Source organism: Pseudomonas sp. GW821-FHT07E12, from assembly GCF_058986605.1.
Window position 1 is genome coordinate 48673 of the sequence record NZ_JBYSVX010000007.1, and the last position, 26484, is coordinate 75156.

Here is a 26484-nt window from a genome sequence, read left to right on the forward strand (position 1 = left end):
AAGCCGCTCCTACGATGAACAGGCGACGCGCAAACGCTGCTAGAACCCCAGCAGATAACGCAGACCGAACGCCCGATCCTCACCGCGCGCACCGAAGCGCTGGTCATACCCCAACGCAACCGCCCCGAAGCGTCCCAGCGGCGCCTGCGCAGAAAGCCCGAACAAGCCACCTGAGCGCCCCGGTTGCAGATTGGCAAGCGTGCTCCACGCATCGGCGCCGACGAACCCCATCTGCTGCGACAAGCCCGCACTGGCCAGCGCCTGCTGCCATTCCGAATAGGCACTGAAGCTCAGCCCACGCCAGCGGTACTCACTGCGCAGACCCGCCAGCACCTGCGTGCGGCTGGCACGGTTGGCATCGGCGCGTAGACCGAAGCCCTCACCGCCCTGCTCGCTGAAACCGTCACTGTCGACGCGCACATGATCCGCGCCGACATAAGGCGCCATTGCCCAACCCGCGTGTTGCCAGCGATAGCCCGCCTCCAGGCTGGCCGAGAAGAATCGCGCGTCGTAGTCCACCGACGTCTCCGAACGCGCCTGGCCGAACTGCAGCTCGCGCTCGATCTGCCGATGCACCTGCCCGGTACCCACCTGGCCCAGCGCGTAGACATGCTCGCCTCGCGTCCCCCAATAGGCCTGCGCATGCACCTGCCGATTGCGGTCACGCGAGGACGACAGCGCCGCATCGCTCATCCGCGCCTCGCCGAACGCGAAGCCGGACACGCTGCCGTTGGCCATCGCGAAATCCTGCCCCACCATCCAGCCGGCCAGCGCGCCACCGCCGATCCCGGCAAAGCTGCCCTGGCCATTGCCGCCGAGTGCCTGCCGCCATGCACCGCTGTGCCCGCCCGACCACGCCACCTCGCCGAAGTGCTGCGACAGCGCGCGCCGGCCCAGATCCACCGCATCGAAGGTCGCGGTCGCCGCCTCGGCATGCGCCTGCCCGGACAGGCTCTGCAGCGAGGCCAGCGCCTGTTTCGCATCGGCCGCCTGCTGCAGCGCCGCCGCACCGCGGATGAAGCCCGCGTCGATCGAGTTGCCGCCCTGCTGTTGCTGCACATCGATCTGCTCGAACGCCTGCTCCACCCGCGTCGCCGACGACAGCGACGCGGCGGTGATGCCGGACAGCGACGCGGCAGTGCTCGCCACATCCAACCGCTGCAAGGTGATGTACGCGGCGTTGGCGTCGTAAGCCAGGCTGCCCTGACCGACGAACACGCCTGAGCCCCAGGTCAGATTGGCGAACGTACCGCTCAAACCACCGCCGGCCTGGAGCACGCTGTAGGACGTGTTGAGGCTGACGTAATCACGCTTGCCCAGCACCTGCAGATCGCCGGCAATGCTCGCGCTGCCACCGACGCTGAGCCGGTCGCCGACGTTCAACGCCAGCCTTGCTCCGGCCGCCTGCGTGTAGCTGCCGGATACGCTCAACGTGCCCTCGCCCAGTTGCAGCGTACCGGCGTTGCTGACGCTGCCACCGATGCGGTTGCTGCCGATCAGCGTCGCCCCGCTGGCGATGCTTGCGCCCGCTCCCAGGCTGGAAGCCCGCAGCGTGCCGCCCAGCACCTGGGTCTGGCCACTGAAGGTGTTGTCCGTGCTCGCCAGCACCAGCGTGCCGGTGCCGCGCTTGATCAAGCCACCACTGCCGCTGATGTCGTTGGACCAGGTCGAAGTGATCCCGTCGAAGGACACCGCAACGTCACCCCAGTCGAACTTCGCCGGCCCGAGCACGGCCTTGCCGACATCGAGCAGGCCATAGCCGAAGGTCGCGTCCACGCCGGGCGCCCCCAGATCCTTGGCGGTGCCGAGCAGCGTCTGCCGCACCAGATCGTTGTTGAAATACGGGAATGCCTGCCACACCAGCGCCGCGGCGCCAGATACCAGCGGCGCGGCGAACGAGGTGCCGCTGCCGTAGTAGTAGGTAACGCTGCTGGCGGTGTCGTCGTGACCGGTGAACACCGATGTCCCCGGCGCCACCAGGCAGTAATGCATCGCCACGCCGCAGGCGTTGGAGTAGTCGGCCAGTTGAGTCGGGTTGGCGGTATCCAGCGCCGCCACCGCCAGCCAACCACGCTCCAGATCGGCCGCCGGCAGGGTGCCGTTCGGACCCGGCTGGCTCGGCAGCGCCGCCATGTCGGACGGATTGGCCTTGCCTTCGTTGCCGGTGGCAAACACCACCAGCCCGTCATTGGAGAAGATGAAGGAGCGGTACTCGTTGGCGATCGACGCGGTCGCGTTCGTATTGGTCCAGTACAGACCACCCCACGAGTTGTTCATGATCCGCACGCCCGCGGAAATCAGCGCGTTGTGGACCGTCTGCAACCCGAGCGCGCCATCGACTTCATTGCCATCACCCGAGCCGTCGTCGGTCGGCGATGTGTCGTTGATGATGCGCGCCGAGACGATCTGCGCACCGGTCGCGATACCCCCCGGCCACGAGCCGACCGGGGCACCGGCGGCAAGCTCGGCCACGGTCGTGCCATGGCCGACCACGTCATCGACATTAAGGTTGTTCGTGGAGGGATCCACGTAGGTGTAGTTCGCGACCACCCGCCCCTGCAGTGCCGGATGATTGCGATTGACGCCGGTATCGACCACGCCGATGCGATAGCCCGCGCCGGTATAGCCCAGGTCGTGCGCGGCCTGGGTGTTGGTCAGCGTCAGATGCGCATCGAACGCCGGCTGCGGCGGCGGTGGAGAGGTGGGTGGCGGAGACGTCGGGGGCGGAGGCGGGGACGTGGGCGGCGGCGATACCGGAGGTGCCTCCGAACGCACCGTGCCGCCTCCACCACCACCGCAGGCAACCAACGCCAATGCCAATGCCGAGGCCAGCAACGTCCTGGCCATGCGCGCCTCATTCATAGCGACTCCCCGAATTCAGTCCATTGAAATGCGGACCGAAAAAGTGGTCCGCGAAAATGCCATCTATACGATATCCCGCAACGATTGTCTTGCAGCTGGCACACCGACCGCCACGCCCTGATAATCGCCGGATATCACCAAACGGTATTCATCCATGTCCGAGATCGTCATTGCCGCGGCCAAGCGCACCGCGATCGGCTCTTTCCTGGGCCAGTTCAACGGCGTCCCCAGCACTACCCTGGGCGCCAGCGCCATCGCGGCGGTGCTCGAGCAGTCCGGCGTGCCGGCCGCCGATGTCTCCGAGGTGATCATGGGCTGCGTGCTGCCGGCCAACCTCGGCCAGGCACCGGCGCGCCAGGCTGCGATCGCCGCGGGTGTCCCGGTGTCCACCGGCGCGCTGACCATCAACAAGGTCTGCGGCTCGGGAATGAAAGCGATCATGCTCGGCCACGATCTGATCAAGGCCGGCTCGGCCAGCATCGTGATCGCAGGCGGCATGGAGTCGATGAGCAACGCCCCGCACCTGCTGCCGAACTCGCGTACCGGCAACCGCTACGGCAACTTCCAGGCGGTCGACCACATGGCGTGGGACGGCCTGACCAACCCATACGACGGCCAGGCCATGGGCGTGTTCGGCGAGAAGACCGCCGAGAAGTTCGGCTTCAGCCGTGAGGACCAGGACGCGTACTCGATCGAGTCGGTCAAGCGCGCCCAGGCTGCCCAGGCATCGGGGGCGTTCGACGGCGAGATCGTCGCGGTCAAGGTCGCCACCCGCAAGGGCGAGATCGAGGTCGGCAGCGACGAACAGCCGGGCAAGTCCGACATCGCCAAGATCCCGACCCTCAAGCCGGCCTTCAAGAAGGACGGCACGGTCACCGCCGCCAGTTCCTCCAGCATTTCCGACGGCGCCGCGGCCACCCTGCTGCTGAGTGCGGAAGAGGCGGCCAGGCGCGGCATCACGCCGCTCGCACGCATCGTCGGCCACGCTACCGTCTCACAGCAGCCGGAGTGGTTCACCACCGCGCCGGTCGCGGCAATCGACAAGCTGGTCAGGCAGGTCGGCTGGTCGTTGGACCAGGTGGACCTGTTCGAGATCAACGAGGCCTTCGCGGTGGTCGCGATGGCGCCGATCAAGGAACTGGGCATCCCGCATGCCAAGGTCAACGTGCATGGCGGCGCCTGCGCACTGGGCCACCCGATCGGTGCCAGCGGCGCGCGCCTGGTCGTGACGTTGGTGAACGCGTTGCGCAAGCACGGCGGCACGCGCGGAATCGCCACCCTCTGCATAGGTGGCGGGGAAGCAACGGCCATCGCCATCGAATTGATTTGACAGGCATTACCCACAAACATGGAAACCTGAATGCGCGTGCGCTTGACACTCGTATTGGGGTTGTCATCATGTTGGGGGCGCGCATTCGCGCGTTGCCTACCTAACGACGAGGATTGAGACAAATGAGCATCAACAAGCTGCTGATCGCAGGCGCCCTGGCTCTGGCCCTGGCCGCGTGCTCGAAGCCGGAACAGGCTCAGGACGCTGCTGCTTCGGCCAACGAAGCCGCTTCCGACGCCCAGGCCGCTGCCGACCAGGCCGCTGCCGCTGCCGCCCCGACCGCTGACGCCGCCCAGGCTGCTGCCGACACCGCCGCTACCGCTGCTGACACCGCTGCCGACGCCGCTGCTGCCGCCACCGGCGCTGCGACCGACGCTGCTGCCGGTCAGGCTGCTGACGCTGCCAAGGCTGCCGAAGGCACCGCCGAGAAGGCCAAGGACGCTGCTGAAGAAGCCAAGAAGTAATAACTTCTTCGCTCTTTGCGAGTTCGGAAAAGCCGCTGGTTCGCCAGCGGCTTTTCTTTTGGGCGAGTCTTTTGGGCGAATCCCTCGCAAGAGCCCGCACATCCATGTGCGGGGATTTAAAAGGACGCGAACGGAAGATGCAGGCGCGTTGACATCCGCTAGATGTATTGCGCCCTAGGATTGGCTGGCAATTCATCCACCAACGGGAGACATGCGCCATGAATACCATCCGCCCCCTCATCGCAGGTTCGCTGCTGGCCATCGGACTGACGGCATGCCACAGCCCCCAGGCCGAACAGGCCAAGCGTGATGCCGCTGCTGCAGCCGACAATGCCGCCGCCGCTGCCCAACAGGCCGCCGCAGACGCCACAGACAAGGCCAAAGCCGCCGCGGCCAACTCAAGTGCCGCCATCGACGATGCCGCCGACAAAGCCAAGACGGCGGTCGCCGATGCCACTCAGGCCACTGCGGACGCGGCCGGCAAGGCGGCCGACAAAGCACAGGACATCGCCGACAGCGCCAAGCAGAAGGCCGACGCGGCAAAGCATTGAGGTTCAGGGCGTGCCACTGGGCCATCCACTGGATCGCCCAGCGGTCACGGCAGCGCGCGTACCAGCAAGCCGCCGGTATCGGCTGACCGCAGTGTGCCGAACGCGAGCCCATGCCCCCCTTCCAGCCGGCTGGCAATGAACGCAGCCGCTGCGGGACTGCCGGCGCGCTGCAGCAATGACGCCTGTAGCGCCAACACAAGCTGTTCGCTGGCCCAGCGCGCGTCGAATTCGCCGATGCCGCCGATCAGCAACGCACGGATTCGCTGCACGGCAGCGGCATAACCGCGATCGTCACCGCCGACCGATTCCAGTTCTGCCAATACCGCATCCACACACTGCCGCTCGCGTGCAAGCGCGCGCAGCACGTCCAGGCACTGGATGTTGCCGCTGCCTTCCCAGATCGAGTTCAACGGCGCTTGCCGATACAGCCGCGGCAACATCGATTCCTCGACGTAACCCGCGCCGCCCAGGCACTCCTGTGCTTCATTGACGAAGCCAGGCGCGCGCTTGCACAACCAGTACTTGCCGAGCGCGGTCGCGACCCGCGCGAAGGCGGCCTCGCGTGGATCGCGCGGAGCGGCATCGACCGCGCGCGCCACCCGCAGCGCGAATGCGGTGGCCGCTTCGGATTCGATTGCCAGGTCGGCCAGTACGTTGGCCATCAACGGATGCTCGATCAGCCGCTTGCCGAAGGCAACGCGGTGACGCGCATGGTGCAACGCCTGCGCCAGTGCCATGCGCATCTCGGCGGCGGCGCCGAGCATGCAGTCCAGCCGCGTCATCATCACCATCTCGATGATGGTGGCGACACCGCGCCCCTCCTCGCCTACGCGCAACGCTTCAGCGCCGCACAGTTCGACTTCGCTGGAAGCATTCGACCAGTCGCCGAGCTTGTCCTTCAACCGCATCAGCCGGAACGCGTTCTTCGAACCGTCCGACAGGCGACGCGGCATCAGGAAGCAACTCAATCCGCCCGGCGCCTGTGCCAACACCAGGAAGCCGTCGGACATCGGCGCAGAGAAGAACCACTTGTGTCCGACCAGTGCGTAACGTCCATCCTGCTGCGGCGTGGCAACGGTGGCATTGGCACGCACGTCCGAACCACCCTGCTTCTCGGTCATGCCCATGCCGACGGTGATCCCGCTCTTGTCGGCGATCGGGATGTCGCGCGGGTCGTAATGCGGCGCGGCGGCCTTGTCGGCCCATTCGCGCAGCGCCGGGAACTGCCGCAGCACCGCCACGCCCGCATGCGTCATCGTCAACGGGCAACTGGTGCCGGCCTCGGCCTGGTGATGCAGGTAGCTCAACGCCGCGCGGGCGACATGTGCGCCTGGCGCGGGCTCGTGCCAGGACAGGCCGGCCACGCCGTGCTGTTTGGCCAGTTCCATCAGCCGGTGATAGGCCGGATGAAACTCCACCACGTCGATGCGATGCCCGTAGCGATCATGCGTGCGCAGGCGTGGACGATCGCGATTGGCGTCGAAGCCGAGTCGATAGATCTCGCCGCCGGCAAGTGCGCCGTAGCCGGCCAATCGATGCGCGAATCCGCCGGCGCCCTCGCGCTCGATCGCCTCGCGCAGCACGATGTCGTCAGCCCATAGATCACGACCCTCGAACGGCGGCGGCTGATTTTCCACCCGGTGGGTTTCGAAGGCGGGCAGGCTCTCGTCCATGCGCAAACTCCCGGTGGCGTGACGACCGCGATTGTCGCCGATCAGCATGTGACGGCCGTTGTGCGCTGCGGTTTCGGTCCCAGGCCTGCTCAGCCTTCGGATTGGATCGAGGAACCGGCATCCTGCATCGACGACGTACCGGCCTCACCAGGCAATGCCTCAAGGAACGGCGCATCCAGCGCCAGCTTGCCGAACCAGCCGTGCTGGGTACCAGTCAGCACCCGCAGCATGTGACCACGTCCGCCAGGCACCCGTCCCAGCGGCAGGAAGCTCAGGTCGCGTGCACGCGCGACCAGATCGCGCTCGGACTGAAACAGCGGCGTCAGCCAGCGGCTCCAGAAATGATAGATCCCCACATGCGCGCGACGCTGGCGCTGGTAGCCGGCGAGCGCCGTCTCCACGTCGCGCTCATCGCGCAACGCCTCGCACAACGCCCACGCATCCATCAGCGCCATGTTGACGCCCTGCCCCAGTTGAGGACTCATCGCATGCGCGGCGTCGCCGGCGAGCACTACCCGGCCGCGATGCCAGCGCGCCATCACCGCATCGCGGTAGCTGGCGCGTGCCAACTGGGTGTGCACGGTGACCTCCTGCAAACGCTCGCGCGCCTGCGGCCACAACGTCGCCACTTCGTCCAGCCATGCGCTCATGCCGCGCGCCTGCCAGGCATCGAAGTCATCGCGCGGCAGGCTCCAGAAGAAACTGAGCCGCGGCGTGGCGTCGTCCGGACGCGTGCCGACCGGCAGCAGCCCGATCATCTTGCGTGCGGCGACGTAGCGTTGCCGAAGTTCGTCGTCGAACGCCCAGTCGCCACGCGGCAGCAGGCACCACAGGGCGCCCCATGGATACACGCGGTCGAGCCGGGTGCCCTGCACTTCCTGTCGCAGCGTCGAAGCCGAGCCGTCGGCCACCACGATCAGGTCGTAAGGACCATGCCAGGTGCCTTCGCCATCGCGCAGGCGCCGCTTTTCGTGATCGATGGACACGATCTGCGTGCCGGCGCGCAGGCTGGCGCGTTCGCTCCAGGCCTGCTCCAGGATCGAGAACAGTGCACCGCGCTGCATGCCCAGGCCGAACAGCCGCGTATCCAGGTCGCGATAGCGCATGTCCATCACCGCGCGCCCGCACGGCGTCTCGCCATACAGGCGTCCAACCGGTGCGCCATGCGCCAACGCCTGCGGCAGCAGTCCCATCCGCCACAGCACCTGCAGCCCGGTCGGCTGCAGCAGGAACCCCGCGCCCACCGGTCCCGGCTCGGCGGCGCGCTCGAATACTTCGAGCTGATGTCCATCACGCGCAAGCAGCACCGACAGCGCCTGCCCCGCGGTGCCGTAGCCGACGATCGCGATGCGCAACCGGCCTTGCATGCGTTCTTCCTTCCTTGCGATGACTTCCATAAAAAACCCCGCCGAAGCGGGGTTCAAAGCACGATCAAGCGATGGATCAGCCGATCGGCGTGATATTCGAGGCTTGTGCGCCCTTCGGACCCTGGGTCACGTCATAGCTGACCTTCTGGCCTTCCTGCAGGCTGCGAAAGCCCTTGGAGTTGATCGCGGAGAAGTGCGCGAAAACATCGGCGCTGCCGTCCTCCGGTGAGATGAAGCCAAATCCCTTGGCGTCGTTGAACCACTTGACGGTACCGTTCGGCATGGTGATGCGTGACCTTGTTTACAGTGAATTGGGTGGTGTGCGGCAACTACCGCACGCCGAGTATGCAAAGCTTATGCCCCGATGACAATCACCCGCATGTGCGGTCAGCCTCGGGCAAGTTCGCCGATCAGCTCGGGAAGCCCCGACGAAGCCGCTTCGACATTGGCCAGCACCTCGGCCATCGTGATCTCTTGTGCATCGCCGCATCCGGCCGCCCAATTGGCGACGATCGCCAGACACGCATAGTCCAAACCCAGTTCGCGCGCCAACGCCGCCTCGGGCATGCCGGTCATGCCGACCAGATCGCAGCCGTCGCGACGCATCCGCGCGATCTCTGCAATCGTTTCCAGACGCGGCCCTTGGGTGGCGCCGTAGCAGCCGTGCTCGACCAGTTTCACGCCGGTCACGCGCGCGGCGGCAATCACCTTGCTGCGGAACATCGGCGAATACGGATGGCCGAAATCGACGTGCATCACCTCACTGCCCGGCTCCTCGCAGATGGTCGAGATGCGACCCCAGGTGTAGTCGATCAGTTGATCAGGGCAGGCCAGCACGCGCGGACCGAAATGCTCGGTGATGCCGCCGACCGTGTTCAATGCCAGCACCCGGGTCGCGCCTATCTGTTGCAATGCGGCGAGGTTGGCGCGGTAGTTGATGCGATGCGGCGGGATCGAATGACCTTCACCGTGCCGCGCCAGGAACGCCACGCGATGGCCGAGCAGCGTGCCGACGCGAACCGGGCCGGACGGGCTGCCGAAGCGGGTGTCGACCTGGTGGGTCTGTACGTCGTCGAGCTGGGCGAGCTTGTAGACGCCGGTGCCGCCGATGACGGCCAATGCGATGTGGTTCATGGGAGTCGGAATTTCTTGGGAGGGGGGGACGAAAGGGACCAGGGGCCAGGGACCGGAAGACCAGGGAAAGAATGCGTTCCCTGACCTCTGGCCTCTTTCCGCTACACCTTCATCGCGTAGATCGCAGGCACACCGCGCAGCTGTTCGTTGACGTCCATGCCGAAGCCGAACACGTAACGATCCTCAACCTCGACCCCTACGTAGTCGGCCGCGATACCCGGCACGCAGCGGTCGTGCTTCTTGACCGTCAGCACCGCCAGACGCACATCGGTGGCGCCCTGCTCCAGACACCACTGGCGCACGCCCTGCAGGGTGTAGCCCTCGTCGAGGATGTCGTCGACCAGGATCACCCGGCGCCCGAACAGCGCAGTGGCCGGACGATGCTTCCAGACCAGGTCGCCGCCGGTGATCTCGCCGCGATAGCGGGTGGCGTGCAGGTAATCGAACTGCAGATCCTGGCCGCGTGCGCCCAGTTCCAGTGCGAGCTGGCCGGAGAACGGCAGCGCGCCGTGCATGATGGTCAGGTACACCGGCACTTCGCCGTGGTAATCGCGGGCGATCTCATCGGCGATGCGGCCGATGGCCGTGTCGATGGCGGGGCGACCGACCAGCAGGTCGGCCTGTTCCAGGGCCTGGGGGATGGAAAGTGTGGGCATCAGGCGGTTTTTCCGAGTTGTTCCAGCAAACGGGATTGTGAAGCGGCATGACGGCCGTCGGCGAGCAAGCCGTCCCAGCCGAGGACGCCGCGGCCGATCAGTCCGATCAGCGCGGCGGTGTTGAGTTGGCGGCCGGCGACGGCGCCCAGCGCCTCGTCGACCAGCTCCGGATGGCAGACCAGCACGGCATCGCAGCCGGCATCGAGGTGGGCATGCACGCGCGCGGCCACGCCACCCGCGCTGTGCGAGGCGGCCATGCCGATGTCGTCGGAGAACACCACGCCACGGAAGCCCAGCTCGCCACGCAGGATCTCGCCGATCCAGCGCGGCGAGTAGCCGGCCGGTTCGGGCGCGACCTGCGGATACAGCACGTGCGCCATCATCACCGCGTCGGCACCGGCGCGGATGCCCTCGGCGAACGGCACCAGGTCCTCGCGACGCAGCGCTTCCAGCGGCCGCGGATCGACCGCGACATCGACATGGGTGTCTTCCAGCACCGTGCCGTGCCCGGGGAAATGCTTGAGGGTGGCCGGCATCCCGGCCTCATGCATCGCTTCGACGTAGGCATGGGTGAACGCGGCCACCACCTCGGGATCGGCGCTGAAGGCGCGATCACCGATCGCGCGATTGCCGCGCGCCAGGTCCACCACCGGGGCGAAGCTCAGGTCCACGCCGCTGGCGCGGATCTCGCTGGCCATCAGCCAGGCGTGCTCGCGTGCCAGCTGCAGCGCGGCCCGAGGTTCGCGGGCATACAGTTCGCCGAAACCCTGCAGCGGCGGCAATGCGCTGTAACCCTCGCGAAAGCGCTGCACGCGCCCGCCCTCCTGATCCACGCAGATCAGCTGCGGCAAGCGGGCCGAGGCGCGGATCGCGGCGCTCAGCTCGGTCACCTGCGCGCGCGAGGCGAAGTTGCGCTTGAACAGCACCACACCCGCCACGCAATCGTGCTGCAGCCAGTCACGCTCCTGGGCGGTGAGTTCGGTGCCGGCAACGCCGATCAACAACATGCGGGGAATCTCCGTGGGCACGCGCCAAATGGCGCGGCGCCGCATTGTCGCAGAAGCCGGCCCGGGACGTGTCCAACAAGCCGCTTCACGCCGGTCATTGCCACGTCAAAGGGAACCTTGGCCTGTACCGTCCATGCGGACGCCAGGCGCCGGAGACGTACCGAAGCAGGACAATCCGGCAATCAGACCGGGCAGCCGTCCGGACCGCAGGCATCGCCGGCCGCATCCGCCGGCGGACGACCTTCGGCGGCGACCTTGGCCAGGATCTGTGCGAACGCCTCCGGCGCCTGCGCGCCCTGCACCAGATAGCGGCCGTCGATCACGAAGCTCGGCACCGCGGTGATCCCCATCGCCCGTGCCTGATCCAGTTCGGCGTTCACCTCGGCCAGCCCCTCGTCCGAATCGAGCAGTGCGCGGATCCGGGCCTCGCTCAGCCCGCCAGCGGCACCGGCCGCGACCAGCGTGGTCGGATCGGCCAGATTGCGGCCCTCGGCGAAATGCGCGTGGAACAGCGCCTCGGCCACGGCGTCGGGATCGCCCTCGCGCGCGGCCAGCCACAGCAGCCGGTGCGCCGGCAGCGTGGTCACCCGCACCTGACCACGATCGAAATCGAAAGGCAGCCCTTCGGCGCGTGCGGTGGTCTGGGTCTGGGCGAGGATCTGCTCGGTGCGCTCGCGGCTGCCGAACTTGGCGGCATAGGCCTCGCGCAGCGGCACCGGCTCGGTGCCGGCCTCCGGATCGAGCTGGTAGGCATGAAAATGCACCTCCAGCGCCGGCGCATCGGCGCCCAGCAACGCCACCCCACGCTGGAAGCGGCGCTTGCCGATCCAGCACCAGGGACACACCACGTCAGACCAGATGTCGATTCTCATCGTTGCGATATGCGGTCACTGGCGCGCCAGGCAAGCCCCGGAAATCCCTGGAATCCGTAGAGCGGAGCTCGCTCCGCCGAGGCATTCCCGATGAGCCCCGGCGGAGCGAGCTCCGCTCTACGACACCGGTGGCTCGCCCCAGGTCGAATACGGGTGCGCGGCCAGCGCCAGATTGTAATAGCGCACCTCGTCGGTGACCTCCTCGCCCAGCCAGTCCGGCCGCTCGAAGAACTCATCGGCGCTGTCCAGCTCGATTTCGGCGACTACCAGCCCAGCGTTGTCGCCAAGGAACTCGTCCACCTCCCACAGGTGGCCGGCGTACTCGACCAGATGCCGGCGCTTGTCGATCAGCCCGCCCACGCACAACGCCAGCAGCTCGCGCGCCTCGTCGACCGGGATCGGATACTCGAATTCCTGCCGGGTATGGCCCAGCTCGCGCGATTTCAGGTTGAGGAATGCCTGCTCGCCCTGGATCCGCACCCGCACCGAGGCCTTCTGTTCGCTGCGCTCCAGCGCACCGACGTCATTGAGATAACCCTGCGCCATCGGGATGACCTGATGCGCAGCGGCACGCCAGCCGTCACCGGTGACCAGGAACTTGCGTTCGATTTCTACAGGCATGGGATTCGTGATTCGTGATTCGTGATTCGTGATTCGTGATTCGTGATTCGTGATTCGTGATTCGTGAAAAGCATCTTTGCCGGGTTCCGGCTGTCAAGCGTTCTGGTTTTTTTTGTGGGAGGGGCTTCAGCCCCGACAATCGGCCGGTAATGCCTGTCGGGACTGAAGTCCCTCCCACAAAAGCCATCCCGCCGAAGCAGGCTTTTACGAATCACCAATCACGAATCACAAATCACGACCTCTCAAACAAGGCAATGCTCTCCACATGCGCGGTATGCGGAAACATGTCCATCGCACCGGCCGCCTTCAACTTGAAGCCCTGTTCGTTGACCAGATAGCCGGCATCACGCGCCAGCGAACCGGGGTGGCAGCTGACGTAGACGATCCGGCTGAATTTCTTCAACGGCAGCTGCTTGAGCACGTCGATCGCGCCCGAGCGCGGCGGATCCAGCAGCAGCTTGTCGAAGCCCTGGCGCATCCACGGCGCGCCACGCTGGTCCTGGGTCAGGTCGGCCGCGAAAAACTGCGCGTTGTCGAGGCCGTTGCGCTGTGCATTCTCCTTCGCACGCGCCACCAGCCCGGCATCGCCTTCCACGCCGACCACCTCACGCACCCCGCGCGCCAGCGGCAGGGTGAAGTTGCCGAGCCCGCAGAACAGATCGAGTACGCGATCCTCCGGCCGGGCATCGAGCAAGGCCAGCGCGTGCGCGATCATCTTCTGGTTGAGCGAGGCATTGACCTGGATGAAGTCCAGCGGCCGGAACGCCAGTTCCACATCCCATTGCGGCAGACGGAACGACAGCGGCACCGGGATATCTTCCAGCGGATGCACGCTTTCCACACCGCCGGGCTGCAGGAAGATCGCAAAGCCGTGGGCGCGACCGAATTCCGCGAGCGCGTGCCGATCACCCTCGCTGAGCGGCTGCATGTGCCGGATCGTCAGCGCGATCGCCTCGTCGCCGGCGATGAACTCGATCTGCGGGATGTCGCGCTTGCCGTCCAGACTCTCGACCAGCTCGGCCAGCGCCGAGACCTTCTCGCCGATCTGCGGGATCACCGTGTAGCAGACCGACAGATCGGCGACGAAGCGCGGATCCTGCTCCCGGAAGCCGACCAGGGTCTTGTCCTTCTTTTCGACCCGGCGTACCGAGAACCGGCCCTTGCGTCGATAGCCCCAGCTCTCGCCGGCCAGCACCGGCAACACGGACTCGGGAGTGACGTGGCCGATCCGCTCCAGGTTCTCCATCAACACACGCTGCTTGGCGAGGATCTGCTTGTCCTCGTCCAGGTGCTGCAGCACGCAACCGGCACAGACGCCGAAATGCGGGCAGCGCGGCGTGACGCGATCCGGCGAGGCGCTCAGCACTTCCAGCACCTTGGCCTCGTCGAAATGCCGGCTGCGCGCCGTCGGCTCGGCCACCACGGTCTCGCCCGGCAGGGCGCCGCTGATGAAGGTGACCTTGCCGCCCTCGCCGTCACGGCGGGCGACGCCGCGGCCATCGTGGCTGAGGTCGGTGATATCGGTCTGGAAGGGCGTGCGGTCGAAGCGGTTTCGGGTTCTGGCCACGTGGCGTAACGGCTGCGGGCAAAAATGGGCGCGTATTGTCGCAGAACCCACCCGACAGGGCCCGGCGCCCTCGTTCATTGCTGCTTCTGCCATTGAACGGCAAACTCAGCTCCGGCCGCGCACGCTAAGCTGCCGGCAGCTGACATGGAGGCAGCCACTCATGATTTTGCACCAGGAATCCCGCCCCCGCCTGTTGTTGGTCGAGGATGACCCGATCAGCAGTGGCTTTTTCCGGATCGCGCTGGAAGCGCTGCCAGCCGAGGTCGACTGCTGCGACTCGAAGGCTTCGGCGCTGGCCTTGGCGGCCGGACGCGCCTACGACCTGGCCCTGATCGATGTGAACCTGCCCGACGGCAACGGCTCGGAACTGCTGGCCTCGCTGCGTCACGATCATCGCCATCTGCCCGCGCTGGCACATACCGCCGAACTGTCATCGGACGCCCAGCGCAACCTGCGCGCCGAAGGCTTCCTCGATGTCCTGGTCAAGCCGCTCTCGGCCGATCGCCTGCTGCAGGCGGTGCGCCGCGGCCTGACCCACGGGCGCACGAAAGCGCTGGAGACCAGTCAGAACAGCAGCGATTGGGACGAAAACGCGGCATTGCTGGCCCTCAACGGCCAGCAGAATCATCTCAATGCATTGCGCGAACTGTTCCTGGCCGAGCTGCCGGCGACCCGCGACGCGGTCGATCTGGCGCTGCGGATCGACGACGCCCAGGCCCTGCGCGGACACCTGCATCGGCTACAGGCCAGTTGCGGCTTCGTCGGCGCCGCCCGCCTCGCGGGTGCAGTGCGGCAACTGCGTGGCGATCCGCAATCGACCGGCGCACGCGATCAGTTCCATGAAGCCGTGGCGGCGTTGTTGCATTGAGCCGGGATCAGGGATGACCGGCCCTTCGGCTGTGAAAAGCCGGGATTCGGCAAAAGCTTATGGTTTTTCCTGTGGGAGGGACTTCAGTCCCGACAGGCCTTGTCGGACCGGCTGTCGGGACTGAAGTCCCTCCCACAGCAGCATTCAGTCCGAAGCGCGCTTTGACGCATCCCTAATCCCGGCCTTTCTGGCCTCTCCGCCCCAGCTCCTCCAGCATCTCCCACGACTTCAGTCCGCGCCCGCCGAGGTGATGGGCCAGCACCGCCCGCATGCCGAGGCGCAAGCCCGGCATGTCTTCCGTCACGGGCTGCTGGTCGAGGGCCAACGCCAGCAATGCCCGCCCGGTCGCGGTCCCCCGACGATCCTGTTGCTCTCGCTCGCTCAGCACGCGACGCGGCCCTTCCATCGGATCCAGCAGATAGCGCGCGGCCGGATCGATCGGCGCGCCGTCGGCATCGTGTTGCAGGTCGAAGCCGAAGCCGAGGATTTCCAGCAGGTCTCGCTCGAAGCGCCGCAAGGTCCAGGCCAGCATCGCAGGCTCCGGCAGACGCGCCCGCACCTGCGCGTAGAGCGCATGCAGCTCCGGCACCGGATCGTGACGAGGCGCCAGCCGCAGCATCAGTTCATTGACATAGAAGCCGCCCAGCATCGCATCGCCGAACAGGCGCGGCGCGGCATCCACCGCCTCGGCCTGGCGCAGTTGGGCCAGCTCGCCACGCTGCATCGCACTGAACACGATCGACTGCAACGGCTGCAATGCGGCTCGCAGCGCCTGCTTCTTCGGCCCCTGCACGCCGCGCGCCAACAACCCGACCCGGCCATGCTCGCGGGTAAGCACCTCCACCAGCAGGCTGGTCTCGCGCCAGGCCCGGGCATGCAGGACGAAAGCGGGCTCGTGCTCGATATGCATGGGGAGCCGTGATGGGTGATGGGTGATTCGTGATTCGTTCAAAAGCAACTTTGGCGATCGCTTCGTTCCTGCGAATCACCCATCACGAATCACGGACTCACTCGTACCCGAACGCCTTCAACGCGGACTCATCGTCCGACCAGCCTTCGCGTACGCGTACCCAGGTCTCCAGGAACACCTTGGCGCCGAACAGGCGTTCCATCTGCAGGCGCGCCTTGGCGCCGATTTCCTTCAGGCGGGTGCCGCCCTTGCCGATCACGATCGCCTTCTGGCCTTCGCGCTCGACCCAGATCACCGCGCCGATCCGCAGCAGGTTGCCATCCTCGGCGAAGCGCTCGATCTCCACCGTGGTGGCGTACGGCAATTCCTCGCCGAGCTGGCGCATCAACTGCTCGCGCACCAGTTCACCGGCCAGGAAGCGCTGGCTGCGATCGGTGATCTCGTCCTCGCCGAACATCGGCGGCGCTTCGGGCAGCAGTCTGAGCACGTCCTTGACCAGCGCTTCCAGCCCCTTGCGCTTGAGCGCGGAAACCGGATGCACCGCGGCAAACGTGCGGCCTTCGCTGACCTGCGCCAGGAACGGCAGCAGCGCGCTCTTGTCCTTGAGCCGGTCGACCTTGTTGACGATCAGCAGCACCGGGATACCGGCGTCGCTGAGCACGTTGTAGGCCAGCGTGTCTTCCTCGTCCCAGCGGCCGGCTTCGATCACCAGCAGCGCCGCATCGACGTCCTCCAGCGAGCCGCGTGCGGCACGGTTCATCACCCGGCTCATCGCCGAGGCCTTGAACTTGCCCTGCTCGCGGTGCAGGCCGGGGGTGTCCACCAGCACGATCTGGCCCGCCGGGAAGGTCGCGATGCCCAGCAGACGATGCCGGGTGGTCTGCGGCCGGTTGGAGACGATGCTGACCTTGGCGCCCACCAGGGCGTTGGTCAGGGTCGATTTGCCCACATTGGGGCGACCGATGACGGCAACACTGCCGCAACGATGGGAAGAGTTGTCGCTCACTTGCTTGGATCCAGTTGGCTGATAAGGGCTGCCGCGGCCTGCTGCTCGGCGAGCCGGCGCGAGCTGCCCTCGCCCTCGGCCCGCAGCGGCGGGTCGCCCAGGATGCAGGCTACCCGGAATTGCTTGGCGTGGTCGCCGCCGGTCTCGGAAATCAGTTCATAGCTCGGCAACGGGCGCTGACGTGCCTGCAGCCATTCCTGCAGGCGGGTCTTGGCGTCCTTTTCCGGCTTGCCAACCGGCAGGGCCGCCAGCGCGGCCTCGAACCATGGCAACACAGTGCTGCGGCAAGCCTCGAAGCCGACATCGAGGTAGATCGCGGCGACCACCGCCTCCACCGCATCGGCAAGAATCGAATCGCGACGGTGCCCGCCCGACTTCATCTCGCCCGGCCCCAGCGTCAGCCGCTCGCCCAGCTGCAGCTCGCGGCCGATCACCGCCAGCGAAGCCTCGCGCACCAGCTCGGCACGCGCGCGGGTCAACGCACCCTCGTCGGCCTTGGGCCAGCGCAGGTACAGCGCCTCGGCGATCAGCAGGTTGACGATGCCGTCGCCGAGGAATTCCAGTCGTTCGTTGTGCGGAGCACCGGCGCTGCGATGCGTCAGCGCCTGCTTCAGCAGCTCCGGATCGGCAAAGACGTGGCCGATCCGGTCGCCGCGCTGGATGGTCTTACTGATCACCACCACGCCTGGTCAGGTCCTGCGTGCTCTCGAACTTGCCGACCACGTCGAGATTGCCGACCAGCGGACGACGCACCTCGTAGGCCACCTTCATGCGCCAGCCGCCTTCGATGCGCTCGAACTTGACGTCGTTCTTCTGCACATTCTCGGAGTAGTTGATGTACAGGCGGCGGAAGAACAGATCCTGGGCCTTGGCCGGATCCATGTCGGCGCTGCCCGGCTCGCTGGCCAGACCCTTCATCGCCGTGCGTACCGAGTAGTACTCCTGGTACATCGGAAACAGCTGCATGCCGATGTAGATGGCAAAGCCGGCCACCGCCAGCACCACCACGAACGACATCAACGTCATCCCGCCCTGCTTGCGCTTCATAGCTTTCCCCTGGCACGCCCCGACGTGCGTCACTGAATACCTGTCCCGATCCGCGACGGATCGAAACTCCCCTTGCAGAACCAGCCTTCGCAGTTCAGCCAGATCAGGAACGCGCGGCCGCGGAGGTTCTCCTCCGGCAGGAAGTGCGTCTGGGTCCAGAACCGGCTGTCCTCGCTATTATCGCGATTGTCCCCCATCACGAAATACTTGCCCGGCGGCACGACCCAGTCACCCTGGCCGGCCGGATTGGCCCGATCGATCCATTCCAGCACGGTATGCGGACGGCCCGGCAGATCCTCGGTCAACAGCGTGGTGCCGGTCATTTCCGCGCCACGGCCCTTGCCGATGTACTCGCCCTTGACCTGGTACTTCATCGGCTCGCCGTTGATGTACAGCGTGTCGCCGTGGAAGCCGATCCGGTCGCCCGGCAGGCCGACCACGCGCTTGATCCAGTTCTCGTCCGGGCGGTGCGGCGGCTTGAACACCACCACGTCGCCACGCTTGGGTTCACCGGTCGGGATGAACTTGGTGTTGGTGATCGGCAGGCGGAAACCGTAAGCGAACTTGTTGACCAGGATGAAGTCGCCGATCAACAGGTTCGGCATCATCGAGCTGGACGGAATCTTGTACGGCTCGGCCACGAAGCTGCGCAGGATCAGCACAACCGCCAGCACCGGGAAGAACGCCTTGGAATAGTCCACGAGCGCCGGCTCGGCATCGAGCAGGCCAGCCTTGGCGGCACGCCGCTTGGCGAGGAACAGCTTGTCCAGCAGCCAGATGAAGCCGCTACCCAGCGTCAGTACCACCAGCGCGATTTCAAACCATTTCATTCGGGTTCCTTTGGAACGAGATTCGATATTGGGGATTGGGGATTCGCAAGAGCGGGGGCGGAGATCGGCTGCTTACGCTTTTGCCAATCCCGAATCCCGGATCCCCAATCCCGGCTACTTGTCCATCTGCAACACAGCCAGGAAGGCTTCCTGCGGGATCTCCACGCGGCCTACCTGCTTCATGCGTTTCTTGCCTTCCTTCTGCTTTTCCAGAAGCTTCTTCTTGCGCGAAACGTCGCCACCATAGCACTTGGCCAACACGTTCTTGCGCATCGCCTTGACCGTGGAACGCGAGATGATCTGCGCGCCGATCGCGGCCTGGATCGCCACGTCGAACATCTGCCGCGGGATCAGATCCTTCATCTTCTCGCACAGGTCGCGGCCGCGGCGATCGGCGTGGCTGCGGTGCACGATGATGCTGAGCGCATCGACCTTGTCGCCGTTGATCAGCGTGTCAACGCGCACGAACGGACCGGCCTGGAAACGCAGGAAGGAATAGTCCAACGACGCGTAGCCACGGCTGACCGACTTGAGCTTGTCGAAGAAGTCCAGCACCACTTCGGCCATCGGCAGTTCATAGCTGATCTGCACCTGGCTGCCCATGTAGCTGATGCTGATCTGGCTGCCGCGCTTTTCCTCGCACAAGGTGATCACATTGCCGACGTAGTCCGGCGGGGTGAGGATGTTGGCGCGGATGATCGGCTCGCGGATCTCCTCGACGTTGTTCAACGGCGGCAGCTTGGACGGGTTGTCCATCGAGATGATCGAACCGTCGGTCTTCAGCACCTCGTAGACCACCGTCGGCGCGGTCGAGATCAGATTGAGGTTGTATTCGCGTTCCAGCCGCTCCTGCACGATCTCCATGTGCAGCATGCCGAGGAAGCCGCAGCGGAAGCCGAAGCCCATCGCCTCGGAGCTTTCCGGCTCGAAGCGCAGCGCCGCGTCGTTCAGGCGCAGCTTGTCCAGTGCCTCGCGCAGATCCGGGTAATCCTCGGCATCGACCGGGAACAGGCCGGCGAACACGCGCGGCTGCATCTCCTGGAAGCCGGGCAGCGGCTTGGAGGCCGGGTCCGAGGCCAGGGTCAGGGTGTCGCCGACCGGCGCGCCGTGCACGTCCTTGATGCTGGCGTTGATCCAGCCCACCTCGCCGGCCGCCAGACGTGGCAGCTCCTTGCGCTTGGGGGTGAACACGCCGACCTTGTCGACCAGGTGGGTACGACCGGTCGACATCACCTGGATCTTGCTGCCGGCAGTGATCTCGCCCTGCATCACCCGCACCAGCGACACCACGCCGAGGTAGTTGTCGAACCAGGAGTCGATGATCAGCGCCTGCAGCTTGTCGGTGTCGCGCGGCTTCGGCGGCGGAATGCGCAGCACGATCGCCTCCAGCACATCGCGCACGTTCAGACCGGTCTTGGCGCTGACCGCGACCGCGTCCTCGGCGTCGATGCCGATCACCGCCTCGATCTCGGCCTTGGCGCGCTCGATGTCGGCGGTCGGCAGGTCGATCTTGTTCAGCACCGGCACCACTTCCAGGCCCTGCTCGACTGCGGTGTAGCAGTTGGCAACCGACTGCGCCTCCACGCCCTGGGCCGCATCGACCACCAACAGCGCGCCTTCGCAGGCGGCCAGCGAACGGCTGACTTCATAGGAGAAGTCGACGTGCCCGGGGGTGTCGATGAAATTCAGGTGGTAGGTCTGCCCGTCCTTGGCCACGTATGGCAGCGAGACCGACTGGGCCTTGATGGTGATGCCGCGCTCGCGCTCGATCGGATTGGAATCGAGCACCTGGGCCTCCATCTCGCGGGCCTCCAGGCCACCACACAACTGGATGATGCGATCAGCCAAGGTGGATTTGCCGTGATCGACGTGGGCGATGATGGAGAAGTTGCGGATGTTCCGCATTGGATCAGATGACATGGAGGTGGGCGCCGGCGCAGCCGTCGTCAGGATAACGGCGCATTATCGCACGCCAGGACCGGTGACGCCCGGCGGATCATTCAGGGGATGACTTCCGCACTTCTCGTAGGAGCGGCTTCAGCCGCGATGAGGCTTTCACGCAGATCCCTCCACAAAAGCCTGCACCCATTTGTGCGGGATTCACAGGGGGAAGCCCCATCGCGGCTGAAGCCGCTCCTGCGAGAGCATGCCCGCTGCCGGAGCGGCAGCGGGCACGGGCTTCATCAGCCGCCGGCCTTGATCGCCACGTAGCTGGTCGCCTTGCCGCTGGAGACCAGCAACATCACCACATCGCCCTTCTTGTAGCTGGCCAGCGCGCGGTTCAGCTCGGCCACGCTGCCGACCGGGGTACGGCCCACACGCAGGATCGCCAGACCCGGCGACAGCGCCGGCGTGGTGTTGCGCGCCTGCGACCCGGTCACGGCAGTGATGCGTACGCCCTGCCCGGCTTCCAGGCCCAGGCGGCTGCGTTCGGCGGAGGTCAGATCGGCGACCTGCAGGCCGAGCAGGCTCACCGAAGCCGGTGCCGCTGCAGCGGTGTCGTCCTCACCACTGCCCGCATTGGCAGTCGCATCCGGATCACCCTGCTGCGCACCCAGGGTCACGTTGATCTCGCGCGGCTTGCCGTCACGGATGACACCCAGACGCACCTTGGAGCCCGGCGCCATCAGGCCGATCATCGGCGGCAGGTCGGTGGCGGCGTCGATCTGCTTGCCGTTGACCGAGCGGATCACGTCACCCACCTCGACACCGGCCTTGCCCGCCGGGCTGCCGGCCGGAATTTCGTTGACCAGCGCACCCCGGCTGTCCGGCAGGCCCAGGCCCTGCGCCTTCAGTGAGTCGATCGCACCGATCGCCACGCCCAGCTGACCACGAGTCACACGACCGGTGGCCTTGATCTGCTCGGCGGCGTTGATTGCCAGATCGATCGGGATCGCGAAACTGATACCCATGTAGCCGCCGGAGGCGGAGAAGATCTGCGAGTTGATGCCGACCACCTCGCCACGGGTGTTCAGCAGCGGCCCACCGGAGTTGCCCTGGTTGATCGCCACGTCGGTCTGGATGAACGGTACGTAGTTCTGGTTGGCGTACGGATTGCTGCGACCGACCGCGCTGACGATACCGGCGGTGACCGAGTGATCCAGCCCGAACGGCGAGCCGATCGCGACCACCCACTGGCCGGCCTTGAGCGTATTGGAATCACCGATGCGCACGGTCGGCAGGTTGTTCGCCTCGACCTTCAGCAGCGCCACGTCGTACTGCTCATCGCTGCCGATCACCTTGGCCTTGAGTTCGCGGCCATCGGACAGCTTCACGGTGACCTGGCTGGCGCCATCGATCACGTGATGGTTGGTCAGCACGTAACCGTCGGCGGAAATGATGAAACCCGAGCCCATCGACTTGCCGGCGATGTCATCGCCATCGTCGCCGCGCGGAGACTGGCGCGGGTTGCCCGGCATCTGGAAGTCCGGGCCGAAGAAGCGGCGGAAGAATTCCGGGATCTGATCGTCATCCGGCATCTGCTGGCTGCGGCCGGAACGACGCTGCATGTCCTTGCGGGTCACGGTGGTGTCGATGTTGACCACGCCGGGGCCGACCTGCTCGACCAGATTGGTGAAGTCCGGCAAGCCCGCCACCAGCTGCGGCGGGGGCGTCGCGCTGCGGTTGGTCGCGATCGGTGAGGACGCAGGTGCTTGCGCTGCGGGCGGCTGCGCGCAGGCGACGAGCGGCAGCGTCATGGCCAGCAGGCCGAACATCTGGGTGCGGATACGGGGATTCATCAGGGCACGCCTCCAATGGCAAACAGGTGCAGACAAAGGGATGCTCATGGCCCGCGCAGCACGCGGACCGATCAGGTACAGCGGAGTGGAAATCGACGACTCAGGTTACGGCTGAGGCAACGGCGGTTCAGGCGGTCCGGAAACGACCGGCTGCGCCGGCAAGCGTGGCTCGAACGGGTAGAACGCCGTATCCGACCGCTGCCGCGTGAAGCTGGCATTGAGCGCGCCGTCGTTGGAAATCACCGAGCGCGGCCAAGGCTTGGCCTGCAGCGTGGAGGGATGCGCGAACGGATTGACCGCCGGCGACGCGGCCTCGGCATTGCCTGGTGCAGCCGGCGCAGGCTGCGCCGAGGCAACCCGCAATTCGGGCTCCTGCTGGCGGGTCGCGACGTTGCGCGCAGCCTGCTGGGTACGCGTGGCACTGCCCGTCCGCCGTTGTGCGGCGGCCTCCTGACGGCGGGCCGAGGCCAGCGCAACGGCTGGCACCGCCGCCATGGCGTCGGCAAGCGTGGTATCGGGATCGGCTGGCGCCGGTTTGGCCGGGACGGAAGGCACCTGCGCGGTCGTCGCCACCACGGCCACCGGTTCGGGAGACGGCACGGCCTCGTCGGGCAGACGTTCGCGGGTCATGAACAACGCCAACGCGGCCACCGATGCGGCGATCGCCGCACCGCCGCCCCAGCGCCAACCGGTGCGCGGTCGACCCTGTGTGCTGCCCGGCATCGGCCTGGGCTCGGCAGCCAACGCATCACGCACCCGCGAGGCGAATTCGCTCGGGGCCGGCGCACAGGCAGCGCCGCGCAGCACGTCGCCGAGGATTTGCCAGCGCTCGTGGCAGCCGGACAACTCCTCGTCGTGCTCCAGGCGGCGCAGCAGGAAACGGGTCTCGTCCGCCGCCAGCTCGCCGTCGATCAACGCGGACAGCTGCTGCCGGTAGTGGATCTCGAACTTGTCGGTAGTCATGGACGGGTTATGGCTCATACACGATGTCGCTCACGGGTCGCACTGGCGGTTTCGAGCAGGGGACGCAGCTCGGTGTCGATGGCTTCACGCGCCCGGAAGATGCGCGAACGCACCGTGCCGATCGGACACTCCATCTTCTGCGCGATGTCTTCATAGCTCATGCCTTCAACCTCTCGCAGGGTGATCGCCTCGCGCAATTCCTCGGGCAAGGCTTGGACCGCACGCATCACGGTTTGTTCCAGCTCCTGTCGCATCAGTTCATGCTCCGGGGTGTCGCTGTCGCGTAACCGGGTGGCACCATCGAACTGCTCGGCATCGGTGATGTCGATGTCATCGGTGGGCGGACGGCGGTTGTGGGCGACAAGGTGGTTCTTGGCGGTGTTCACGGCGATTCGGTGCAGCCATGTATAGAACTGGCTGTCGCCCCGGAAGTTCCCGATCGCGCGATAAGCGCGGATGAAGGTCTCCTGAGCCACATCCTGGCACTCGCTCCAGTCGGCGATGTAGCGCCCGATGAGGGCGACGATCCGGTGCTGGTACTTGCGGACCAACACGTCGAACGCCGCGCTCTCGCCGCGCTGCACACGCCGGACCAGTTCCAGGTCCAGCTCCTGTGGTGTTTCTACCTCGGCCATGTCGGGCCGCACTCCTGTCGCCCGAACCAGCTCGGGCTTTGTGACCGCAGTTGGATGGAAAAGTTCAGCCGTCCGCCAGCGACGACCGTCTCAAGATTAACGGGCGCTGCGTGAGCCCAGTGGGATGCCCGCCGGCCGCAGAGCTCACGCCTCCCTCCCCCTATTGGGATTTGACGTGAAGGAAACAACCTCTGGATGATAACGGGCCTTTCCATACATAACCGGATGGACCGCGCCATGCTCTCAGGCTTCGATGGGCTCCGATTCAGTCACTGGCAAGCCGACATCCGCGATGACGGCGTGGTGGTGCTGAGCCTCGACCGCCAGGACGCGCCGGTCAATGCATTCTCCCAGGACGTGCTGCTGGAACTGGCCGACCTCCTCGAACGCATCGCGATCGACCCGCCCAGGGGCGTGGTGATCCGTTCGGCGAAGGCCAATGGCTTCATCGCCGGTGCCGACCTGAAGGAATTCCAGGAATTCGACCGCCGCGGCACCGTCAATGACGCGATCCGCCGCGGCCAGAACGTATTCCAGAAACTCGCCGAGCTGCCCTGCCCGACCGTCGCGGCGATCCATGGCTTCTGCATGGGCGGCGGCACCGAGATCGCGCTGGCCTGCGACTACCGCATCGCCAGCGACGATCCATCCACCCGCATCGGCCTGCCGGAGACCAAGCTGGGCATCTTCCCGGGCTGGGGCGGCAGCGCGCGGCTGCCGCGCTTGATCGGCGCGCCGTCGGCGATGGATCTGATGCTGACCGGGCGCACCGTATCGGCCAGCGCCGCCCGGGCGATGGGCCTGGTCGACAAGGTGACGGCACCGGCCGTGTTGGTCGATGGCGCGGTCGCGCTGGCGCTGTCGGGCACCACGCGTCCGCTCAAGCAGCGCCTGCTCGGCTGGGCCACCAACACCTGGATCGCGCGCAAGATCCTCGCGCCGCAGATGACCAAGCAGGTGGCGCGCAAGGCCAAGAAGGACCAGTACCCGGCGCCGTACGCGCTGATCGGCGTGTGGGAACGCAGCGGCAGCAGCGGCATCCAGGCCCGTCTGGACGCCGAGCGCCGCGCGGTGGTCAAGCTGGCCAGCACCCCGACCGCGCGCAATCTGATCCGCATCTTCTTCCTGAGCGAGCGCCTCAAGGGCCTCGGCGGCAAGAATCACGGGATCAAGCACGTACATGTGGTCGGTGCCGGCGTGATGGGCGGCGACATCGCCGCCTGGTCGGCCTACAAGGGCTTCGAGGTGACGCTGCAGGACCGCGAACAACGCTTCGTTGATGGTGCGCTGTCACGCGCGCAGGAGCTGTTCGCCAAGAGAGTCAAGGACGAGCGCAAGCGCCCGGCGGTCGCCGCACGCTTGAAGGGCGATCTTGCCGGCGATGGCGTGGCGCAGGCCGATCTGGTGATCGAGGCGATCATCGAGAACCCGGAAGCCAAGCGCGAGCTGTATCAGTCACTGGAGCCGCGCCTCAAACCTGATGCACTGCTGACCACCAACACCTCCTCGATCCCGCTGATCGAACTGCGCGAGCACATCGCGCGACCGGCGCAGTTCGCCGGCCTGCACTACTTCAACCCGGTGGCGCTGATGCCGCTGGTCGAGATCGTGCAGCACGACCAGCTCGATCAAGCCAACGTCAAGCGCCTTGCCGCGTTCTGCAAGGCGCTGGACAAGTTCCCGGTGCCGGTGGCTGGCACGCCGGGTTTCCTGGTCAACCGCGTGCTGTTCCCGTACATGCTGGAAGCGGCCACCGCGTATGCCGAGGGCATCCCCGGCGCGGTGATCGACAAGGCCGCGGTGAAGTTCGGCATGCCAATGGGGCCGATCGAACTGATCGATACGGTCGGCCTGGATGTGGCCGCCGGTGTCGGCGAAGAGTTGGCGCCGTTCCTGGGCCTGCAGATCCCGGCGACGTTGCAGACCGTCGAGCCGGGCAAGCGCGGCAAGAAGGATGGCCAGGGCATCTACAAATGGGAGAACGGCAGGCCGGTCAAACCGGAGGTGCCGGCTGACTACAAGGCAGCTGACGACCTGGAAGACCGGCTCATCCTGCCGCTGCTCAACGAAGCCGTGGCCTGCCTGCACGACGGCGTGGTCGCCGATGCCGACCTGCTCGACGCCGGCGTGATCTTCGGCACCGGCTTCGCTCCATTCCGCGGTGGCCCGATCCAGCACATCCGCGCCACCGGCGCCGATGCACTGCTTGCGCGCCTGAAGACCTTGCAGAGCCGCTACGGCGATCGCTTCGCGCCGCGTCCGGGCTGGGATTCGCCGGTGTTGCGTGAGCCGGTGATTTAATCGCGCAGGTTGCATGGCCCAAACAAAAAGCGGCGGACCTTGGCCCGCCGCTTTTCTTTTCTAACCTAGACCCTTCCCTT

General features: G+C 66.3%; 24 protein-coding genes. 5 read left to right on the top strand and 19 right to left on the bottom strand.

Features of this window, described 5'->3' with window-relative positions; genetic code table 11:
- Window positions 1-39: 39 nt before the first annotated feature.
- Complete coding sequence (locus tag AC3WJE_RS06575; protein ID WP_493729984.1) at window positions 40-2847, bottom strand: S8 family serine peptidase; 2808 nt, start codon at window positions 2845-2847, stop codon at window positions 40-42.
- A gap of 169 nt (window positions 2848-3016) precedes the next feature.
- Between AC3WJE_RS06575 and AC3WJE_RS06580 the strand changes: the two genes are divergently transcribed.
- The 3 genes from AC3WJE_RS06580 (at window position 3017) to AC3WJE_RS06590 (ending at window position 5207) form a co-directional block, all read left to right on the top strand.
- Window positions 3017-4192: a thiolase family protein gene (locus AC3WJE_RS06580; protein ID WP_493729985.1), complete on the top strand. Its 1176-nt coding sequence runs from the start codon at window positions 3017-3019 to the stop codon at window positions 4190-4192.
- Window positions 4193-4314: 122 nt separating this feature from the next.
- Window positions 4315-4656, top strand: a complete 342-nt coding sequence (locus AC3WJE_RS06585; protein ID WP_493729986.1) for a hypothetical protein — start codon at window positions 4315-4317, stop codon at window positions 4654-4656.
- Between the two features lie 218 nt (window positions 4657-4874).
- Entirely contained in the window at window positions 4875-5207 is a 333-nt protein-coding gene (locus AC3WJE_RS06590; RefSeq protein ID WP_493729987.1) for a hypothetical protein, read from the top strand.
- Between the two features lie 44 nt (window positions 5208-5251).
- On the opposite strand, the gene AC3WJE_RS06595 is transcribed toward AC3WJE_RS06590, so the two are convergent.
- From AC3WJE_RS06595 to rlmD, 9 genes are all read right to left on the bottom strand, one after another.
- A complete protein-coding gene (locus AC3WJE_RS06595) occupies window positions 5252-6880 on the bottom strand; it encodes an acyl-CoA dehydrogenase family protein (protein ID WP_493729988.1) in 1629 nt (542 codons plus the stop codon).
- Window positions 6881-6969: 89 nt separating this feature from the next.
- Window positions 6970-8247, bottom strand: coding sequence for an FAD-dependent oxidoreductase (locus AC3WJE_RS06600; protein ID WP_493729989.1), 1278 nt, complete (start codon window positions 8245-8247; stop codon window positions 6970-6972).
- Window positions 8248-8323: 76 nt separating this feature from the next.
- On the bottom strand, window positions 8324-8530 hold the full coding sequence (gene cspE / locus AC3WJE_RS06605) for a transcription antiterminator/RNA stability regulator CspE (protein ID WP_493729990.1): 207 nt from the start codon (window positions 8528-8530) through the stop codon (window positions 8324-8326).
- A gap of 104 nt (window positions 8531-8634) precedes the next feature.
- Window positions 8635-9381 carry an S-methyl-5'-thioinosine phosphorylase gene (locus AC3WJE_RS06610; protein WP_493729991.1) on the bottom strand — a complete coding sequence of 249 codons (747 nt, stop codon included), beginning with the start codon at window positions 9379-9381 and terminating at the stop codon, window positions 8635-8637.
- A gap of 101 nt (window positions 9382-9482) precedes the next feature.
- Window positions 9483-10037, bottom strand: coding sequence for a hypoxanthine-guanine phosphoribosyltransferase (locus AC3WJE_RS06615; protein ID WP_493729992.1), 555 nt, complete (start codon window positions 10035-10037; stop codon window positions 9483-9485).
- Window positions 10037-11044 carry a beta-N-acetylhexosaminidase gene (gene nagZ, locus AC3WJE_RS06620; RefSeq protein ID WP_493729993.1) on the bottom strand — a complete coding sequence of 336 codons (1008 nt, stop codon included), beginning with the start codon at window positions 11042-11044 and terminating at the stop codon, window positions 10037-10039. The genes AC3WJE_RS06615 and nagZ overlap by 1 nt, the downstream gene beginning before the upstream one ends.
- A gap of 182 nt (window positions 11045-11226) precedes the next feature.
- The gene (locus tag AC3WJE_RS06625; protein ID WP_493729994.1) at window positions 11227-11916 is read right to left on the bottom strand and encodes a DsbA family oxidoreductase; all 690 of its coding nucleotides are present in this window, start codon (window positions 11914-11916) and stop codon (window positions 11227-11229) included.
- 117 nt (window positions 11917-12033) lie between these two features.
- Window positions 12034-12537 carry a CYTH domain-containing protein gene (locus AC3WJE_RS06630; RefSeq protein WP_493729995.1) on the bottom strand — a complete coding sequence of 168 codons (504 nt, stop codon included), beginning with the start codon at window positions 12535-12537 and terminating at the stop codon, window positions 12034-12036.
- A 232-nt stretch (window positions 12538-12769) separates the two neighbouring features.
- Complete coding sequence (rlmD, locus tag AC3WJE_RS06635; protein WP_493729996.1) at window positions 12770-14104, bottom strand: 23S rRNA (uracil(1939)-C(5))-methyltransferase RlmD; 1335 nt, start codon at window positions 14102-14104, stop codon at window positions 12770-12772.
- A gap of 160 nt (window positions 14105-14264) precedes the next feature.
- Here rlmD and AC3WJE_RS06640 point away from each other — a divergent pair, with 160 nt between their 5' ends.
- A complete protein-coding gene (locus AC3WJE_RS06640; protein WP_493729997.1) occupies window positions 14265-14972 on the top strand; it encodes an Hpt domain-containing response regulator in 708 nt (235 codons plus the stop codon).
- A gap of 172 nt (window positions 14973-15144) precedes the next feature.
- Here the strand turns inward: AC3WJE_RS06640 and recO are convergent, their stop codons facing one another.
- The 9 genes from recO to rpoE form a co-directional block, all read right to left on the bottom strand.
- Complete coding sequence (gene recO, locus AC3WJE_RS06645; protein ID WP_493729998.1) at window positions 15145-15882, bottom strand: DNA repair protein RecO; 738 nt, start codon at window positions 15880-15882, stop codon at window positions 15145-15147.
- 97 nt (window positions 15883-15979) lie between these two features.
- Window positions 15980-16888 carry a GTPase Era gene (era, locus tag AC3WJE_RS06650; protein WP_493729999.1) on the bottom strand — a complete coding sequence of 303 codons (909 nt, stop codon included), beginning with the start codon at window positions 16886-16888 and terminating at the stop codon, window positions 15980-15982.
- Complete coding sequence (rnc, locus tag AC3WJE_RS06655) at window positions 16885-17562, bottom strand: ribonuclease III (protein ID WP_493730062.1); 678 nt, start codon at window positions 17560-17562, stop codon at window positions 16885-16887. Before rnc ends, era begins: the two co-directional genes overlap by 4 nt.
- On the bottom strand, window positions 17555-17935 hold the full coding sequence (locus AC3WJE_RS06660) for a DUF4845 domain-containing protein (protein ID WP_493730000.1): 381 nt from the start codon (window positions 17933-17935) through the stop codon (window positions 17555-17557). The genes rnc and AC3WJE_RS06660 overlap by 8 nt, the downstream gene beginning before the upstream one ends.
- Before the next feature lie 29 nt (window positions 17936-17964).
- A complete protein-coding gene (gene lepB, locus AC3WJE_RS06665) occupies window positions 17965-18765 on the bottom strand; it encodes a signal peptidase I (RefSeq protein WP_493730001.1) in 801 nt (266 codons plus the stop codon).
- A 114-nt stretch (window positions 18766-18879) separates the two neighbouring features.
- A complete protein-coding gene (lepA, locus tag AC3WJE_RS06670; RefSeq protein WP_493730063.1) occupies window positions 18880-20670 on the bottom strand; it encodes a translation elongation factor 4 in 1791 nt (596 codons plus the stop codon).
- Window positions 20671-20948: 278 nt separating this feature from the next.
- Window positions 20949-22505: a DegQ family serine endoprotease gene (locus AC3WJE_RS06675; RefSeq protein WP_493730002.1), complete on the bottom strand. Its 1557-nt coding sequence runs from the start codon at window positions 22503-22505 to the stop codon at window positions 20949-20951.
- Between the two features lie 105 nt (window positions 22506-22610).
- The gene (locus AC3WJE_RS06680) at window positions 22611-23468 is read right to left on the bottom strand and encodes a sigma-E factor negative regulatory protein (RefSeq protein ID WP_493730003.1); all 858 of its coding nucleotides are present in this window, start codon (window positions 23466-23468) and stop codon (window positions 22611-22613) included.
- 14 nt (window positions 23469-23482) lie between these two features.
- Window positions 23483-24103 (bottom strand): RNA polymerase sigma factor RpoE, encoded by a 621-nt coding sequence (gene rpoE / locus AC3WJE_RS06685; protein ID WP_493730004.1) that lies wholly within the window; start codon window positions 24101-24103, stop codon window positions 23483-23485.
- Between the two features lie 237 nt (window positions 24104-24340).
- Here rpoE and AC3WJE_RS06690 point away from each other — a divergent pair, with 237 nt between their 5' ends.
- Window positions 24341-26404 carry a 3-hydroxyacyl-CoA dehydrogenase NAD-binding domain-containing protein gene (locus AC3WJE_RS06690; RefSeq protein ID WP_493730005.1) on the top strand — a complete coding sequence of 688 codons (2064 nt, stop codon included), beginning with the start codon at window positions 24341-24343 and terminating at the stop codon, window positions 26402-26404.
- The last annotated feature ends 80 nt before the right edge of the window (window positions 26405-26484 follow it).

Excerpts from the sequence above, each read along its gene's own strand:
- AC3WJE_RS06575 (WP_493729984.1), bottom strand. The coding sequence starts at position 2,847 with ATGGCCAGGACGTTGCTGGCCTCGGCATTGGCATTGGCGTTGGTTGCC.
- AC3WJE_RS06580 (WP_493729985.1), top strand. The coding sequence starts at position 3,017 with ATGTCCGAGATCGTCATTGCCGCGGCCAAGCGCACCGCGATCGGCTCT.
- AC3WJE_RS06585 (WP_493729986.1), top strand. The coding sequence starts at position 4,315 with ATGAGCATCAACAAGCTGCTGATCGCAGGCGCCCTGGCTCTGGCCCTG.
- AC3WJE_RS06590 (WP_493729987.1), top strand. The coding sequence starts at position 4,875 with ATGAATACCATCCGCCCCCTCATCGCAGGTTCGCTGCTGGCCATCGGA.
- AC3WJE_RS06595 (WP_493729988.1), bottom strand. The coding sequence starts at position 6,880 with ATGGACGAGAGCCTGCCCGCCTTCGAAACCCACCGGGTGGAAAATCAG.
- AC3WJE_RS06600 (WP_493729989.1), bottom strand. The coding sequence starts at position 8,247 with ATGCAAGGCCGGTTGCGCATCGCGATCGTCGGCTACGGCACCGCGGGG.
- cspE (WP_493729990.1), bottom strand. The coding sequence starts at position 8,530 with ATGCCGAACGGTACCGTCAAGTGGTTCAACGACGCCAAGGGATTTGGC.
- AC3WJE_RS06610 (WP_493729991.1), bottom strand. The coding sequence starts at position 9,381 with ATGAACCACATCGCATTGGCCGTCATCGGCGGCACCGGCGTCTACAAG.
- AC3WJE_RS06615 (WP_493729992.1), bottom strand. The coding sequence starts at position 10,037 with ATGCCCACACTTTCCATCCCCCAGGCCCTGGAACAGGCCGACCTGCTG.
- nagZ (WP_493729993.1), bottom strand. The coding sequence starts at position 11,044 with ATGTTGTTGATCGGCGTTGCCGGCACCGAACTCACCGCCCAGGAGCGT.
- AC3WJE_RS06625 (WP_493729994.1), bottom strand. The coding sequence starts at position 11,916 with ATGAGAATCGACATCTGGTCTGACGTGGTGTGTCCCTGGTGCTGGATC.
- AC3WJE_RS06630 (WP_493729995.1), bottom strand. The coding sequence starts at position 12,537 with ATGCCTGTAGAAATCGAACGCAAGTTCCTGGTCACCGGTGACGGCTGG.
- AC3WJE_RS06640 (WP_493729997.1), top strand. The coding sequence starts at position 14,265 with ATGATTTTGCACCAGGAATCCCGCCCCCGCCTGTTGTTGGTCGAGGAT.
- recO (WP_493729998.1), bottom strand. The coding sequence starts at position 15,882 with ATGCATATCGAGCACGAGCCCGCTTTCGTCCTGCATGCCCGGGCCTGG.
- AC3WJE_RS06660 (WP_493730000.1), bottom strand. The coding sequence starts at position 17,935 with ATGAAGCGCAAGCAGGGCGGGATGACGTTGATGTCGTTCGTGGTGGTG.
- lepB (WP_493730001.1), bottom strand. The coding sequence starts at position 18,765 with ATGAAATGGTTTGAAATCGCGCTGGTGGTACTGACGCTGGGTAGCGGC.
- lepA (WP_493730063.1), bottom strand. The coding sequence starts at position 20,670 with ATGCGGAACATCCGCAACTTCTCCATCATCGCCCACGTCGATCACGGC.
- AC3WJE_RS06675 (WP_493730002.1), bottom strand. The coding sequence starts at position 22,505 with ATGAATCCCCGTATCCGCACCCAGATGTTCGGCCTGCTGGCCATGACG.
- AC3WJE_RS06680 (WP_493730003.1), bottom strand. The coding sequence starts at position 23,468 with ATGACTACCGACAAGTTCGAGATCCACTACCGGCAGCAGCTGTCCGCG.
- rpoE (WP_493730004.1), bottom strand. The coding sequence starts at position 24,103 with ATGGCCGAGGTAGAAACACCACAGGAGCTGGACCTGGAACTGGTCCGG.
- AC3WJE_RS06690 (WP_493730005.1), top strand. The coding sequence starts at position 24,341 with ATGCTCTCAGGCTTCGATGGGCTCCGATTCAGTCACTGGCAAGCCGAC.